The following is a 14,968-nucleotide window of genomic DNA, read 5'->3' as shown; positions in this document are numbered from 1 at the left end:
CTCTCCTTAGCACCTACTTTTATTAAGTGTATATGAGAAACAGAATATCAGCGTCGACGCCGTTCAAAAAAACAACAACAGTAATGCTATGGTAGCTCTACTCTCGGCAGCCTCTTAAGCTAAAAATATATTGTCTTATGCCTTCATGGGTAAATGCCAATTAATAGGCTCCTTGCCCTGCTCTATCAATAACTGGTTAGCTTGTGAGAAATGCTGGCAGCCGAAGAAGCCTCGATGAGCAGACAACGGCGATGGATGAGGCGCGGCAAGCACATGATGTTTAGAACGATCAATAAAACGTCCTTTCTTCTGTGCGTGTGCTCCCCAAAGTAAGAATATGACTCCATGCTGATGTTGATTGATCGCTTCAATGACTCGATCGGTAAATGTCTCCCAACCGATTTTTGAGTGCGAATGCGCCTTACCTTGTTCTACGGTCAATACCGTATTAAGCAGCAACACACCTTGCTCAGCCCAACTTTGCAAAAAACCATGCTGCGGAATTTGAAACCCATCAATATCTTGGGCTAGTTCTTTGTACATATTCACCAAAGATGGGGGCGTTTTAATGCCTGGCAACACAGAAAAACACAAACCATGCGCCTGATTTGGACCGTGATAAGGATCCTGCCCTAAAATAACCACCTTCACATCATTGAACTCAGTCAAGCAAAATGCGTTAAATACATCGTCTTCTGGAGGAAAAATCGCTTTGCCAGACGCGCGTTCTGCTTCAACAAAATTTAGCGTATCAATAAGGTAGCTTTGCTGTTTTTCTTCGCCGATTACATCGTGCCAAATGAGTGACTGATTCATGGAGTATTCCTGCCCTAAAGTTTGCCAACATTCTAACAAAACTTCCTATCAACTTAAGAGCAGTAATATCAATTAGTGTTTCTGCGGAGTCCGAAAGTGCCCTTGACCAGAGATATGTCGGTTGGGTGTAGGTAAGCGTAATACACGCTTTCCGTGTGTTGCGAGAGTAAAAGAAGCAGCTCGAGACATAGTGTCATCCTCCTAACTGGTGCAGCCCCATTTGGATAGTATAGAAGCGAATTGAGCAGAGCAGTAAACAGCTCAACCATTGTCACTAAGAAAGAAGGATGCCAACTTTACTGTTGCACTAACTATTCACCATTTCCTCCATGTAAAACTGGCGCAATGCATGGATTTCCTGCGGCCAAAGATCAGGTTCAATTGTCTCTAAAATCAGTGGTATACCATCGAAGCGCGGATCTTTCGCGATGTACTCAAAACAACTCCAACCAATTTCACCTTTACCCAGTGAATGGTGGCGATCGACCTTGCTCGCAAACGCCACTTTTGAATCATTAAGATGCATTGCTCTTAAATAGTGCATGCCAACGATGCGATCGAACTCAGCGAAAGTATGCTCACAATCTTCTTTGGTGCGTAGGTCATAACCCGCCGTGAAGGTGTGGCAAGTATCGAGACATACACCAACGCGCTCTTTGTCTTTCACTTGAGCGATGATTTCAGCTAACTGTTCGAACTTCCAGCCAAGATTGGTTCCTTGACCAGCCGTGTTCTCAATGACAGCAATCACATTTGGCACGGCTTTATGTGCGAGGTTGATCGACTCTGCGATCGTCGCCAAACACTCCTGCTCAGAGACTTTTCTTAAGTGACTGCCTGGGTGGAAATTTAGCAGCGTTAAACCGAGCTGATTGCAGCGCTCCATTTCATCAATAAAGGCCGCGCGTGATTTGCTGAGCTTCTCTTCTTCGGGCGCGCCCAAGTTAATCAGGTAAGAGTCGTGTGGAAGAATATGTTCTGCGCTAAAGCCTAGCATCTTGCAATTGGCTTTAAATGCTCGAATGGTTTTTTCTTCCAATGGTTTTGCTACCCACTGGCGCTGATTCTTCGTAAACAGAGCAAACGCATTTGCACCAATTTCTTTCGCACGCAAAGGGGCTTGATCGACACCACCCGCAGCAGACACGTGCGCACCAATAAATTTGTTTCCGAACTTGTTTTTCATGTTTGTCATTTAATCACTTTTGACTTTCAGTGTGGTTACCAAAATACAGAGCGTTACATACTTATGGTTAAATTTTAAACCAAAAATGCAGTAATTTTACAACAAATTTAACTTTTAAATATTTTTTATATTATCAAATAAATTGTAAACAGTATGTTTTCAAACGTTTTATTGATTTAACTCAAGAAAATCACCCCCTAAAAGTTAAGGTTTTTAGTGGTTTTTTGACCTAAATCAATATTAATATAGTGGATATTAGCTATATAATACCTAGCTCAACAAAAAATCGAAAATTAACACCAATAATCACCACAGAAGTGGTCTAGGAGACAGTAATGATCCAAGGTATCCAAATTACTAAAGCAGCTAACGACGAACTACTAAACTCAATCTGGCTACTAGATAGCGAGAAGAACGAAGCACGTTGTGTGGCTGCGGCGACTGGCTACGACGCTGACCAAGTTATCGCAATCAGCGATCTAGGTGAATACGAAAGCCGTGAAGTGGCAATCGAAACGGCTCCACGCATCGAAGGTGGCCAACACCTAAACGTGAACGTTCTTAAGCGTGAAACGCTAGAAGACGCAGTGGCTCACCCAGAGAACTACCCACAGCTGACCATTCGTGTTTCTGGTTACGCAGTACGTTTCAACTCGCTAACTACAGAGCAGCAACGTGACGTAATCGCTCGTACGTTTACTGAGTCTCTATAATAGAGACATTCGTCAGTAAGATTTTAAAAACGGCGCTCTGAGAGCGCCGTTTTTCTTTGAACAAAAAGGTGGAGATCGCACTCCACCTTTTTTAGTTGTTCCTCTTTTGTTACTTACTGTACGCGGTGCAACACTTGTTTCAATGCATCAAAGTCTGCGTCAAGATCTTCTGATAGCAGTTCCATCGCAGCGTGTTTTGCTAGCGGAGCTGGAAGATCGATGTCTGACTGTAGAATATCATCCACCACTTCTTTGAACTTCGCAGGGTGAGCAGTACATAAGAACAGACCAGTTTCACCTTCTTGCAGTTGCTCTTCGAGAACGCAGTAAGCAATCGCACCGTGCGGTTCACATAGGTAGCCGAGTGAGTAAAGATCTTTCACAGATTGTGCGCTCTGCTCATCTGAAACCGCACCTTTACCTAGCGTCTCCAAGCCCCACTCTTTCACGCGGCATAGCTCTTCGATACGAGGCCAGTTGTTTGGTTGGCTTACATCCATTGCGTTTGATGTCGTTGCAACCGTTGGTTTTGGCTCCCACTTACCCGTTTCTAGGTAACGTGGCACAGTGTCATTCGCATTAGTTGCAGCGATAAAGCGTTTAATAGGCAGACCCAGTGCTTTTGCCAGTAGACCTGCGGTTAGGTTACCAAAGTTACCGCTTGGTACAGACACCACTAGGTTTTCACGCTCTTGCTTGCTCATTTGCGCCGCGGCTTCAAAGTAGTAACAGATTTGCGCCATCAAGCGGCTGATGTTGATTGAGTTTGCAGAGTTCAGACCGATCTCTTCACGCAGTGCTGCATCATCAAAAGCTTGCTTAACAAGCGCCTGACACGCATCGAAGTCGCCATCAATCGCGACGGTATGAATGTTCTTACCAAGCGTACAGAATAGCTTCTCTTGCAGTGGGCTGATCTTACCTTTAGGGTAAAGAATCACAACGTTGATGTCTTCCATACCGTAGAAAGCGTGTGCAACGGCTGCGCCAGTGTCGCCAGAAGTCGCCGTCAGAATGGTGATTTTGCCGCCGTCCGAAACGGCTGCAAGTGATTGCGCCATAAAGCGTCCACCAAAGTCTTTAAATGCGAGCGTTGGACCATGGAAAAGCTCCAATGCGTAAACACCGTCTTTCACTTGATTGATTGGTGCTGGGAATTGGAATGCAGCATCAACCAATGCGTTTACTTGCTCTTCCGTCAGCTCATCACCAATCAGTGCTGATAGGATTTTCGTGCTACGAGAGACAAAGTCTTCTGCCAGTAGCGCATCAACGTCTTCAAATTTTGGTAATTCCGATGGGAAAAATAGACCTTGGTTACGGCCTAGCCCTTGGCGAACGGCTTGGCCAAAGGAAACTTGTTCATCATTTTCTTTTATATTGTAAAGCTTCATAGCTCACTTCCTGTTACTTTCGAACCCTGCTTATCGAGACGACAAACGTGGACGAATCCCTCTTCGTTTTGTACGTAGTTCTGTTCTAACCAGCGAGCAACTCGCTCAGCGACATCTTTCTCTTTGCAAATACTGAACAATGTCGGACCACTGCCAGAAATACCCGTTGCCAGTGCACCCGCAGATGCGGCGTATTGACGTGCATTCGCAAACCCTGGAAGCAGTTTCTCACGATACGGTTCTGCGATCACGTCTTTGATCATTTTTGCAGCAAGTTCTGGCTGACCAGAATGACACGCATGAATAAAGCCCGCAAGGTGACGACCATGAGCAATGATATCTTGTCGGCGGTATTGAGATGGTAGGATCTCACGCGCTTCCGCTGTGGACACTTTGATGCCCGGATACGCCATCACCCAGTACCAATCGTCAAAGCAAGGCACTTCTTGGCTGATGACGCCCAACTCTTCAAGCATCAATTGCACACCACCAAGGTAACACGGCGCGACGTTATCGTAGTGAATCCCACCAGAGATCTTGCCTTCCATTTCTCCCATCAGCGCCAGTAACTCTGTCTCGTTAAGCGGCTGACCATGGAATCGGTTTAATGCATCTAACGCAGCAACGATAGAACAAGCACTTGAGCCTAAACCTGAGCCAATTGGCATGTTCTTTTCTAGCGTCATTTCAAGTGGCTTTAGCTCGATGCCTTTTTTGTCTAGCTCACGGGCAAACACTACCCAACAATCGTAAACGATGTTCTCTTTTGGCTCGGTTGGTAACTTCTCAACAAAATCACCAGCCGTCTTTAGGCTGAACGGCTCAGGCCCAGATTTAACCAAGACACTGTCACCCAATAATGTACCATCAACTGGGGACACTGCCGCCCCCAGAACGTCGAAACCAACGCTTACATTACCTATTGATGCTGGAGCATAAACTACAACACCCATATCACTTGAACTCATTGTGGTTATACCCCTAACTTCCAACCTAAAGTACGCATCACATCAGAGAATACGCCAGCTGCCGTTACTTCAGTACCCGCACCATAACCACGCAGCACGAGTGGAATTGGTTGATAGTAGCGGCTGTAGAATGCCAGTGCATTTTCACCGTCTTTGATCTTAAACATTGGGTCATTTTCATCCACGGCTGCAATGCTGACTGTGCACTTACCATCAACGATTTCACCAACGTAGCGCAACACTTTGCCCTCTTCTGCCGCTTTAGCTGATAGCTCTTTAAAGTACGCATCCGCTTCTGGTAAGCGCGCCATGAATTCATCAACACTGCCTGAATCATCAAAGCCTGGTGGCAGAGCTTGATCAACCACAACGTCTTCTAGCTCTAGCGACATACCCGCTTCACGAGCAAGGATAAGCAGCTTACGCGCCACGTCCATACCTGATAGATCGTCGCGAGGATCAGGTTCCGTAAAGCCGTTTTGCTTAGCGATGTTGGTTGCTTGACTTAAACTCATACCTTCATCTAACTTACCGAAGATGTAAGATAGAGAGCCAGAAAGGATGCCACTGAAGCGCTCAAGTTCATCACCAGCTGAGATTAGGTTTTGCAGGTTTTCGATTACCGGTAGACCAGCGCCTACGGTTGTTTCGTACATCAGCTTACGACGTGAGCTGCGCGCAACATCGCGAAGCTGATGATAGTAAGTCATGCTTGCTGTGTTTGCTTTCTTGTTTGGCGTCACCACGTGGAAGCCAGCAGCTAGGAAATCAGCGTATTGGTTTGCGATATCTTCACTTGAAGTACAGTCAACCAATACTGGGTTGATGATGTGGTTACGCTGAACCAAAGAAATCAGACGCGCTAGGCTGAACTCTTCAGTTGCTGCCGACATACGGTCACGCCAATGCTCTAGAGGCAGACCTTCACTATCAAGTAGAAGACCTTTGCTGTTTGCCAAGCCACATACGCGAATCACAATGCCTTTCTCCGCAAGCTTCGCTTGTTGGCGTTCAATCTGATCCACCAGCTCACCACCAACGCCGCCAATACCAACAACGAAGACATCGAGGAAGTGCTTTGAATTAAATAGGTTTTCGTGACACGCTTTGATCGCTTCAGAGATTTTATCTTCTGGGATAACCGCTGAAATAGCACGTTCAGATGACCCCTGTGCGATCGCTACGATGTTGACGTTCACTTCAGCAAGAGAAGAAAAGAAGCGAGAAGCGACGCCACGTGAAGTACGCATACCATCACCCACTAGCGTCACGATAGACACGTCGTCAATGAACTCTACAGGTTCTAATAAGCCATCTTTCAATTCCAATTCAAACGCTTCGGCAAGTACCTGCTGCGCTTTTAGTTTATCTTCCGCTTCAATACAGAAGCTGATGCTATACTCAGAAGAGGATTGAGTAATAAGTACAATAGACACACCTGCAGAAGACATGGCACCAAAAACACGGCTTGCCATGCCCACCATGCCTTTCATGCCAGGGCCTGATACGTTGACCATTGTCAGGTCGTTTAGCGTCGTGATGCCTTTGATAGCTAGGTTATCTTCACCCGTGTCCTGACCAATCAGCGTGCCCGCACCTTGTGGGTTGAAGCTATTTTTGATCAGACATGGGATATGGAATTGTGCGATGGGTGCAATGGTTTTCGGGTGCAGAACGGATGCACCGAAGTAAGAAAGCTCCATCGCTTCTTGGTAGCTAAGAGATTTAAGCAGGCGAGCATCTTCAACTAAGCGTGGGTCACAGTTATAAACACCGTCTACATCTGTCCAAATTTCGCAGCAATCAGCACGAAGACACGCTGCAAGAACCGCTGCAGAATAATCAGATCCATTACGACCTAGGGTAACCAACTCGCCTTTTTCATTCCCGGCGGTAAAACCAGGCATGATGTTTACATGACCTTGCACCAGTGGTTTTTGGCGGAAGTTTTGAGTAGAAACTTCAACGTCGACCATTGCTTCTAAGTGGTCGCCCTTCGCATATAGGTATTCAACTGGATCAATCAGGCTTGCTGGCTGTCCTTTGGCTTCAAGCACTGCTTTCATCAACTGAATAGAAATACGCTCACCTTTGCTAATGATGCGTGCATTGACATTATTTGGGCACATGCCTAAAAGGTTAATACCGTGAACAAACTGGCGCAGCTGGGAAAGTGAGGTTTTGACTTGGTTATCGTATGCCGCGGCGTCAATACCCGGCAATACCGTTTGGATCTGGGCTAAAAGTGTTTTAAATGACTCTTCCAACTCATTAATTTGTAGCTCAGCTTCTCCGTTACGTAGTGCTCCTTCAATCACGGCAACAAGCTTATTCGTCGTTTTCCCCGGAGCCGATAGCACAACGGCTACTTCTTCTTGTTGAGCGTTATTCGCAATAATATCCGCAGCTCTTAAAAAGCGCTCTGCATCCGCTAGTGATGAACCGCCAAACTTCAATACTCGCATCCCTTCCTCCGATGTATCTGCTTAATTCTGTCTAAATTTCGTTTAAAAAAGCATAAAAAAAGGCCTGTATCTTGTTGGATACAGGCCTTTTTTTTGAATTTCTTTCGCTCAGCAGCCTGCCCCAACATGCGATGTGTCGGTAATAATAATGGTCATGGTTATTGCTACTAAGTTACTAGGTGTCATAAATATTCAACGATAATTTCGCGTTTACTTAACTCTACGTTTACCGACTTTCCCATGCCGAGTCAATAAAAAGTTGTCTATTCTTCGGTCTTTCAGCGGTTTATTCTAAGTAACCCTATTGAAATTAAAGAACAATCACGAGAAAGCACTTTGCCGATAATTCATTTTTCTGTACGTATGTGAGTACGCTTCCTACAAAGAAAAAGAGTTTAACTCAAAGATGGCTGAGCTTGGCAGCAAAGGACAAGATCAAAGAATTGATCACTCTCTAATGCAATTCAACACAAGTAAATCGTGATCAAGCCCTATAGGATCAAACATATCGTCAAATTAATGAGCTAGCTTTCATATTCTATGCTTTAATAGTGAAAGCTTTCAGCTAATACTAATAACAAAGTTAGACATAAGGAGTGGTCGACGTGAAAAAATGGATTTTTCTGTTGCTATCTATTGTGCCTAGCATTTCCTTGGCCAATGTCCTACCTTATCTTCCAGGCAAAACGGTGTCATCACCTCACAAACTTTTCATTTCAAGTGAAAACTTCCAAAACGACCATTTCGATGTGTGGAATATTGATGGTGGTTACTCATACGAACTGTTTGATTCTGTTGATCTTTACGTTGGCGCTCGTGTGAACAACTCCCCAACTCAAAACCAAAGTGGTTTTCTCAGTGGGATCAGCTATCACTTTAATGATCGCGTAACCGTAAAGAGTACCGTTCGTTCATACAAAGGTGAAACGGTGGAGGGCGTGCGCGAAGAAGATCGCAACCTTGCTGCCGAAGTATCGAGCCGAGTAAAGATCACCGAGAGTTTAGATCTTCACGCAACATTAGATTATCAAGACTGGCAACAAGGCTTTGAAGTTGGATTAGGTTTTCGTTTCTAAACGTCAAACACCTCTTTAGAAGTCAACACCCCATTTAAATCCGCATAAACGTAGTGTTTTGGCTGAACGATTTGGTTCTGCATGGTAAGCGTTACATCCACCTCTCCCATACCTCGTTTCTCGGTTTTAAAGGGACAAGTTCCGAGCGCTTGGACGCCAATCGTCATTTGAGAGAGCTGTGCCACATCACGTATTGCGCCATAAACGATGATGCCTTCCCAGCCATTTTCAACACCGAGCATAGCGAGCTGATCGCCAAGTAATGCTTTTTGGCACGAGCCATGCCCATCCACAATAAGCACTTTTCCCGTCCCATTTTGTTCCAAAACTTCGCGAACTTTTGAATTATCGTGATAACAACGTATCGTGACAATTTCACCAAAGAACGCCGAACGTCCACCAAAGCTCTGCAGTGGCAAATTCAGTAACATCACTTGCTCTTCAAATTGATCGCAAATATCGGGGGTTATGTCTCTCATATATCCTCCATGAATTTTATCGCCCGAGCAGCGCTCCAGCGAATCGTATTTTGCTACACCAGTCTCTCCTCGATTGCACCAATCTTTTTCCGTACCAAAGGTTCTACGCAGGCGATGAGGTAGAGTACGCCATTGACAACATAGTAAATGGCATTTTGATCAAACGTTTTAGCCAAAATAATGGCTTCCGCTGGTGAAAGTTCAACCGCATAGCTTTCTTCATACCACTCAAACGAATCATCACCAACGGTAACTGGCACATAATTGACGTGGTTTAGCTGTTTTTCTAACGCCTGATTACTTATGCAATTCTCTTCTTTTGACCGCTGATTACTATTAGGGTTCCAAGCGGTTATCACTGCATAGCTTGAAACCTGCCATTGAGTCTTAAACCGAAACACTGAACCTGCATAAGCATTCCATAACTTTGCGTCTATGCTCACGTTACTTTTTTCTATCATAACCTTTAAGCAATTAATAACTGTTACATTTCATCAATTGATGTAAATCAACAAACTGCATGGAATTAACATTTGAGCATTGTTAGCATGCTGTTAACAATATAAAATCCGCACCATGTCTTAGGGTGTTCACGTTCTAAAGTCCCTGTCAGATAGGAGTTGAACGGTAAACAAGCCCTTTAGAATAAACGTCGCCATTGGATACTGGTGAGTTGGCAAAATTCCACGGAAGGCGAATAGCTGAAAGAAGTGTTTTTTTGAACAAGTTGATTTATTATCAAAATCACATTACCTGTATGTTATATTTTTGCCTAGAATTTATTCTATTAGCACAATTTTGTCACAAATTTAGGTACCGCCAATGCAAACCCCGCAGATCCTTATCGTAGAAGATGAGCAAGTAACTCGTAACACTCTTAAGAGTATTTTTGAAGCAGAGGGATACGCTGTTTTTGAAGCCAGTGACGGTGAAGAGATGCACCAAGTATTGTCAGGAAATGCAATCAACTTGGTCATTATGGACATTAATCTTCCAGGCAAAAATGGCCTCCTGCTAGCTCGTGAACTACGCGAGCAAGCGAACATCGCACTGATGTTCCTAACTGGTCGTGACAATGAAGTAGACAAGATCCTAGGTCTTGAAATTGGTGCTGATGATTACATCACAAAACCATTCAACCCTCGCGAATTGACTATCCGTGCTCGTAACCTACTGAGCCGCTCTATGAGCAGCAATGCAGTGCAAGAAGAGAAACGTTCGGTAGAAAAATACGAGTTTAACGGCTGGGTGCTAGACATCAACAGTCGCTCGCTAGTGAGCCCTGCTGGTGATAGCTACAAACTACCTCGTTCTGAATTCCGCGCACTACTGCACTTCTGTGAGAACCCTGGTAAGATTCAAACTCGAGCGGATCTTCTTAAGAAGATGACTGGTCGTGAGCTTAAACCACATGACCGCACTGTAGACGTAACGATCCGTCGTATTCGTAAGCACTTCGAATCTGTATCAGGTACGCCAGAAATCATCGCGACTATTCACGGTGAAGGTTACCGCTTCTGTGGCGATCTAGAAGACTAATCTGCCCCAGAACAAATAATAAGGGCTTGCTCCATGAGCAAGCCCTTTTTCTACCTTCGATTTGGTATATTCAGTACACCTTGTCGATTCGGATGCCTTTTTCGACTAACCAAGCTTGTTTCCCAGCATCGTCAAGTAGCAGTGCAATATCAACTGGATTTTCCATATTAGCTTCAATCTGCCACACAAACACCACTTCCCATTGGTTTTCACTGTGCGTACGTAGTTCTAGCAAGTCACCATTTATCTGCCACTCAGAGTCACCTTGTTTAATGATCAGAGCATCAACCGTCAAGTTCGCAGGCAAATCTTTGTTTGCTTGTAAATACAAAGCACCGTGTACGTTCTGTTCTTGCACTTCACCAATGGTTGGCATTAGGTTCACCCAAAGGTTACTCTTAAGCTCAATGCTCACTTGATTCATTGTGACTTGGCTATTTTCCTGCCAAACAATTTGTGGAGCAGAACTACAACCTGCCAGCAGTGCAATTGCTAGTGTTGCAGATAACAGTCTCTTCATATTATTTCCTCTGTTCCAACCAACTTTTTAGTACCTGAATATCATTTTGATACTCGTTTTTAATTTCATCTACCCAATCGGATATATTTTCCCACCAAGCTGGCATATCTGGCGATTGTGCTTTCTGCGCGACACTTTGAATGTGTTTTAAACCAATCGAACCCGCAGCCCCTTTAATTTTATGTGCTTCCGACACGATTCCATCTTGATCTTTTGCGGTCATGTTTGAGTCCAGAACCCCTATGTACGCTGGCATCATATCTTCGAATATCTTAATACTGTCGAACACTGGCTTAACACCAACGATATCCACATAAGACTCTAGCATATCCAGATCAAGCAAATGGGTGTTGATGACAGGAGGTGGGGTTGGCGTAACCTCTTCTACCACTTCTGACTCCACAACCACTTCCTTCTCACACTCAACGCACTCAACAAAGAACTTATCAATCACAGCTTGAAGGGCTTGTACCGCAAGCGGTTTGCTGATTACATCGTCCATTCCATTATCTAGGTACTCGCGGCGGTCTTTCATGACGTTTGCCGTCAGTGCCACCAGTGGCGGCAAATTATCGTAGTGTTCACGATAGTACTTCGCCACATCAAAACCGGTCATGTCCGGCAATTGGATATCGAGTAGCGCTAAGTCGTATTCATTAGGAACAAAGTTAATTAGCGCCTCTTCACCCGTCATCGCAACAGTAACGGTGTGACCCAGGCTCTCTAACAGTGATTTGGCGACTGTCACGTTAAGTTCAATATCCTCAACCATAAAGATATTTAGATGCACGTTATCACGTTTCGCATCGATAACCGGCTTTTCTAACGCCACAATCGGTACATGAATCGACACGGTAAAGGTACTACCGAAGCCTTCTTCACTCGCAACAGTCAGATCACCCTCCATCATATTGATCAACTGTTTTGATACGGCCAAACCAATACCGGTCCCAACCGCATGCAAGTTATCTTTGCCTGACTTTACTTGATAGTACATCGCAAAGATCTTATCGAGCTCTTCTTCTGGTATACCGATACCGGTATCTTCGACTTCCATAATAATGGTCGCGTAATCTTCATCGACTTCAGCACTGACGGTCATGACCACTCCGCCCTCTTTGGTGAATTTCATCGCGTTGCTGACCAGATTCCAGATCACCTGACGCAAGCGGGTAGCATCCACTTCTATCGCTTTAGGTAGCGTGCTCAAACGCTCGAGATCAAAACGCAATCCTTTCTGTTCAGCCATTAATGCCGAGAGACTCTCAACCTCAGCAACAAAGTCTTCAAAGTTCAAAGGGGCAGGTAGCAACTCCAACTTACGACGGTCAAACTTATCCATATCAATGATATCGTTAAATATATGACCTAAGGTAATCGCACTAACATTGATCGTTTGCATGTGCTTGCGCTGTTCATCATCCAACGGACTATCTAGCAGCATACGGCTCAAACCGACAATGCCGTTCAGTGGCGTGCGCAGTTCATGACTGATCGTAGAGATAAAGGTGGTTTTATCACGACTGGCTTTTTCTAATGACTCTTCATGACGCTTACGTTCTGTAATATCACGACCAAAGCCGACCAAGCCTAAATGGCGCCCATCCTTGCTATAAAAAGGCACCTTACGCAACTCGAAGTACTTCTTGCGACCATCAGGGTACTCAAGCCACTGCTCGTAAGTGATTGCCTGATTGTCATCGAACACTTGCTGGTCAGTGTCGACAATGTGTTCCGCCACTTCTTTGCTATAGACATCCCAAGGGCTCAATCCCACTAATTGATGCTCTTTTTTGCCTGTTAATTCTTCCATCGCACGGTTACAACCAGAGAACACGCCATCGGCATTACGGTAATAAATCAGATCCGGAGATGCATCGATAAAAGAACGCAATAATGCTGTTCGCTCAGCCAACTCTAACTGAGTGCGTTCACGCTGAAAGACCTCATTTTCAAGATCTTGCATCGCTTCTTCACGCCCTTCTTCGGCTTTAATACGCTCTTCAATTTCTTGGTTAAGTTTTTCAATGTTCTGCTGCAGTTGAAAGTTCAACTCTTGGTCACGAGAGCGCATGTCTTTAAGCTTAGCGACCAGCTTAGTTAGCCTCTGACGAGACTCTTCTAACTGGTCAACAACCACGGAAAGGAAGTACACCGCCCAAGGCGTAATAAGTAAACCAAAAAAGACAGAGCGGACAATATCAATATCATCGACATTGCCTTGTAATGCCAAGGTAATACCGACTTGAACAACAACAGCCAATGCGACTAATGCCAATGCCAATAATATTGAGAAACGGACAATCCCCAGCCTAACGAGTAAGTCTACGTAATACTGAGCGAGATTTTTCATGGGCTTCATTCACTACTCCATGGAACAAGCGAGATATAGAGCCCTGAGCGTTTGGATTTAGATAGGCTTAAACAACCGTTCATTTAGGTGCAGTCTGTTTAATTTTTCTGAATTACATATTGGTGATCGAAGATGCTTCAGGGCCAGCAAAGAGGAATCACCAAAGTACATGCAGTTTAGCGTGTTTAATACGCCAATTTAAACTGTCTATTTTCAACTTATAGCAAATGGTCACAAAGCATCAGCAATAATTTAAGGCCGCGCAGATACGCATTGGCCAACCATCTTAATTTGGTCGGCCTAAGCGCAGAAACTATCGCTAAATAGAAATTGTCGCCCATCGGATTCCGTCTCAAGGGCAAAGGGAGGAAATGAGGGAGATAAACCTTTAAAATGCAAAGCGACCACCGGTTGATCGCTCTACTTACTCAATCTATCTTTAATTCTGGCTTAGAGTAGACAAAGGGATTGCCAACTAAACTGCCCTGCGCACCTTCTTTGTTGAGTGCACGACCAATTTCTGTCATCGCTAACCAACGGTTTTCACACCACAGGGGGGATAGCAGGGTTGGTCGACGTGCCGCAGATGAAACGCGGTGGTAGACCACTTCTGGGGGGGTCATGCGGATCAATTCAGAAGCAACCGCGACATACTCTTCCAGCTCCGGCGCTTCCAGTTTACCAGCACGCCATGCCTTTGCCATGGTGCTACCCTCAACAATGTGCAATCCGTGCAATTTGACGCCATCCGTGCCCACTTCAAGCACTTTTCGCATCGTCTCGACATTATCGACGCGCGTCTCTTTTGGTAAGCCCGCAATCAGGTGAGTACATACCTTAATGCCTAAAGCACGGGCACGCTTGGTGATCTCGGCATAACATTCAAAATCATGGCCGCGGTTGATGCGTTTAAGTGTCTCGTTATTGGCCGTTTGAAGCCCCAGTTCCAACCAGATTTCATAGCCTTGATTCACATAATCAGAAAGCAAATCAAGCACGGCATCTGGCACGCAATCTGGCCGCGTCCCCACACACAGACCGACAATATCTGCCGCCTTGAGCGCTTCTTCATACATGTTCTTAAGAACTTGCACTTCAGCATAGGTACTGGTGTATGCCTGAAAATATGCCAGGTACTTTTTAGCGCGGTGGATCTCACCGGCGCGATCTTTCAATTGCTCATGGATACCTTTGATTTGCACATCTTCATCAACAAAAGACGCCACATTGCAAAACGTACAACCACCACGACCAATGGTACCATCGCGGTTTGGGCAACTAAAGCCGCCGTGCAAAGTCAATTTATGGACTTTTTCGCCATAACGACGCTGAAGGTCTTGGCCTAACGTATTGACCAATTCATGTAACTGCATAGATTCTCACCAATTGTAAACCGTAATGCATCTCACTACGATTAATGTAAGTAAATTACATCCCTGCAAGAAAAAACAAACAATTT

At 44.9% G+C, this 14,968-nt stretch carries 13 protein-coding genes and 1 other annotated feature; of the genes, 3 read left to right on the top strand and 10 right to left on the bottom strand.

What is annotated here, in order from left to right:
* Nucleotides 1–135: 135 nt before the first annotated feature.
* Both ung and nfo read right to left on the bottom strand, forming a co-directional pair.
* Nucleotides 136–816 (bottom strand): uracil-DNA glycosylase, encoded by a 681-nt coding sequence (gene ung / locus AK965_RS06750; RefSeq protein ID WP_099078903.1) that lies wholly within the window; start codon nucleotides 814–816, stop codon nucleotides 136–138.
* Between the two features lie 307 nt (nucleotides 817–1,123).
* Nucleotides 1,124–2,011 (bottom strand): deoxyribonuclease IV, encoded by an 888-nt coding sequence (nfo, locus tag AK965_RS06740; protein ID WP_099078901.1) that lies wholly within the window; start codon nucleotides 2,009–2,011, stop codon nucleotides 1,124–1,126.
* A 326-nt stretch (nucleotides 2,012–2,337) separates the two neighbouring features.
* Here nfo and grcA point away from each other — a divergent pair, with 326 nt between their 5' ends.
* On the top strand, nucleotides 2,338–2,715 hold the full coding sequence (gene grcA, locus AK965_RS06735; RefSeq protein ID WP_099078900.1) for an autonomous glycyl radical cofactor GrcA: 378 nt from the start codon (nucleotides 2,338–2,340) through the stop codon (nucleotides 2,713–2,715).
* Nucleotides 2,716–2,828: 113 nt separating this feature from the next.
* Here grcA and thrC read toward each other — a convergent pair whose 3' ends face one another.
* From thrC to thrA, 3 genes are read right to left on the bottom strand one after another with little or no spacing between them, the layout of a single operon-like run.
* On the bottom strand, nucleotides 2,829–4,109 hold the full coding sequence (gene thrC, locus AK965_RS06730; protein ID WP_099078899.1) for a threonine synthase: 1,281 nt from the start codon (nucleotides 4,107–4,109) through the stop codon (nucleotides 2,829–2,831).
* Nucleotides 4,106–5,062: a homoserine kinase gene (thrB, locus tag AK965_RS06725; protein ID WP_099078898.1), complete on the bottom strand. Its 957-nt coding sequence runs from the start codon at nucleotides 5,060–5,062 to the stop codon at nucleotides 4,106–4,108. The genes thrC and thrB overlap by 4 nt, the downstream gene beginning before the upstream one ends.
* A gap of 20 nt (nucleotides 5,063–5,082) precedes the next feature.
* Nucleotides 5,083–7,542, bottom strand: a complete 2,460-nt coding sequence (gene thrA / locus AK965_RS06720) for a bifunctional aspartate kinase/homoserine dehydrogenase I (protein WP_099078897.1) — start codon at nucleotides 7,540–7,542, stop codon at nucleotides 5,083–5,085.
* 53 nt (nucleotides 7,543–7,595) lie between these two features.
* Nucleotides 7,596–7,716 (bottom strand) — a sequence feature (Thr leader region).
* Between the two features lie 431 nt (nucleotides 7,717–8,147).
* Here thrA and AK965_RS06715 point away from each other — a divergent pair.
* Nucleotides 8,148–8,618, top strand: a complete 471-nt coding sequence (locus AK965_RS06715) for a ribonuclease regulator (protein ID WP_172438093.1) — start codon at nucleotides 8,148–8,150, stop codon at nucleotides 8,616–8,618.
* Here the strand turns inward: AK965_RS06715 and AK965_RS06710 are convergent.
* Both AK965_RS06710 and AK965_RS06705 read right to left on the bottom strand, forming a co-directional pair.
* Nucleotides 8,615–9,097 (bottom strand): putative 4-hydroxy-4-methyl-2-oxoglutarate aldolase, encoded by a 483-nt coding sequence (locus AK965_RS06710; RefSeq protein ID WP_099078895.1) that lies wholly within the window; start codon nucleotides 9,095–9,097, stop codon nucleotides 8,615–8,617. The genes AK965_RS06715 and AK965_RS06710 overlap by 4 nt on opposite strands.
* Nucleotides 9,098–9,150: 53 nt before the next feature.
* Nucleotides 9,151–9,558, bottom strand: a complete 408-nt coding sequence (locus AK965_RS06705) for a DUF3293 domain-containing protein (protein ID WP_099078894.1) — start codon at nucleotides 9,556–9,558, stop codon at nucleotides 9,151–9,153.
* 361 nt (nucleotides 9,559–9,919) lie between these two features.
* On the opposite strand from AK965_RS06705, the gene arcA reads away from it, so the two are divergent.
* On the top strand, nucleotides 9,920–10,636 hold the full coding sequence (arcA, locus tag AK965_RS06695; protein ID WP_099078892.1) for a two-component system response regulator ArcA: 717 nt from the start codon (nucleotides 9,920–9,922) through the stop codon (nucleotides 10,634–10,636).
* Between the two features lie 70 nt (nucleotides 10,637–10,706).
* Here arcA and AK965_RS06690 read toward each other — a convergent pair whose 3' ends face one another.
* From AK965_RS06690 to AK965_RS06680, 3 genes are all read right to left on the bottom strand, one after another.
* Nucleotides 10,707–11,156: a lipoprotein gene (locus tag AK965_RS06690; protein WP_099078891.1), complete on the bottom strand. Its 450-nt coding sequence runs from the start codon at nucleotides 11,154–11,156 to the stop codon at nucleotides 10,707–10,709.
* Nucleotide 11,157: 1 nt separating this feature from the next.
* Nucleotides 11,158–13,518 (bottom strand): aerobic respiration two-component sensor histidine kinase ArcB, encoded by a 2,361-nt coding sequence (gene arcB / locus AK965_RS06685; protein WP_099078890.1) that lies wholly within the window; start codon nucleotides 13,516–13,518, stop codon nucleotides 11,158–11,160.
* 419 nt (nucleotides 13,519–13,937) lie between these two features.
* On the bottom strand, nucleotides 13,938–14,882 hold the full coding sequence (locus AK965_RS06680; protein WP_099078889.1) for a TIGR01212 family radical SAM protein: 945 nt from the start codon (nucleotides 14,880–14,882) through the stop codon (nucleotides 13,938–13,940).
* Nucleotides 14,883–14,968 lie beyond the last annotated feature (86 nt).

The organism is Vibrio sp. PID17_43 (assembly GCF_002608565.1).
Lineage (GTDB): Bacteria > Pseudomonadota > Gammaproteobacteria > Enterobacterales > Vibrionaceae > Vibrio.
The sequence above is the reverse complement of the archived record's forward strand: the minus strand, read 5'-3'. Positions and strand labels throughout refer to the sequence as shown.

Bases quoted from the DNA above. Each gene is read 5' to 3' on its own strand.
- ung (WP_099078903.1), bottom strand. From the start codon at position 816: ATGAATCAGTCACTCATTTGGCACGATGTAATCGGCGAAGAAAAACAG.
- nfo (WP_099078901.1), bottom strand. From the start codon at position 2,011: ATGACAAACATGAAAAACAAGTTCGGAAACAAATTTATTGGTGCGCAC.
- grcA (WP_099078900.1), top strand. From the start codon at position 2,338: ATGATCCAAGGTATCCAAATTACTAAAGCAGCTAACGACGAACTACTA.
- thrC (WP_099078899.1), bottom strand. From the start codon at position 4,109: ATGAAGCTTTACAATATAAAAGAAAATGATGAACAAGTTTCCTTTGGC.
- thrB (WP_099078898.1), bottom strand. From the start codon at position 5,062: ATGGGTGTTGTAGTTTATGCTCCAGCATCAATAGGTAATGTAAGCGTT.
- thrA (WP_099078897.1), bottom strand. From the start codon at position 7,542: ATGCGAGTATTGAAGTTTGGCGGTTCATCACTAGCGGATGCAGAGCGC.
- AK965_RS06710 (WP_099078895.1), bottom strand. From the start codon at position 9,097: ATGAGAGACATAACCCCCGATATTTGCGATCAATTTGAAGAGCAAGTG.
- AK965_RS06705 (WP_099078894.1), bottom strand. From the start codon at position 9,558: ATGATAGAAAAAAGTAACGTGAGCATAGACGCAAAGTTATGGAATGCT.
- arcA (WP_099078892.1), top strand. From the start codon at position 9,920: ATGCAAACCCCGCAGATCCTTATCGTAGAAGATGAGCAAGTAACTCGT.
- AK965_RS06690 (WP_099078891.1), bottom strand. From the start codon at position 11,156: ATGAAGAGACTGTTATCTGCAACACTAGCAATTGCACTGCTGGCAGGT.
- arcB (WP_099078890.1), bottom strand. From the start codon at position 13,518: ATGAAGCCCATGAAAAATCTCGCTCAGTATTACGTAGACTTACTCGTT.
- AK965_RS06680 (WP_099078889.1), bottom strand. From the start codon at position 14,882: ATGCAGTTACATGAATTGGTCAATACGTTAGGCCAAGACCTTCAGCGT.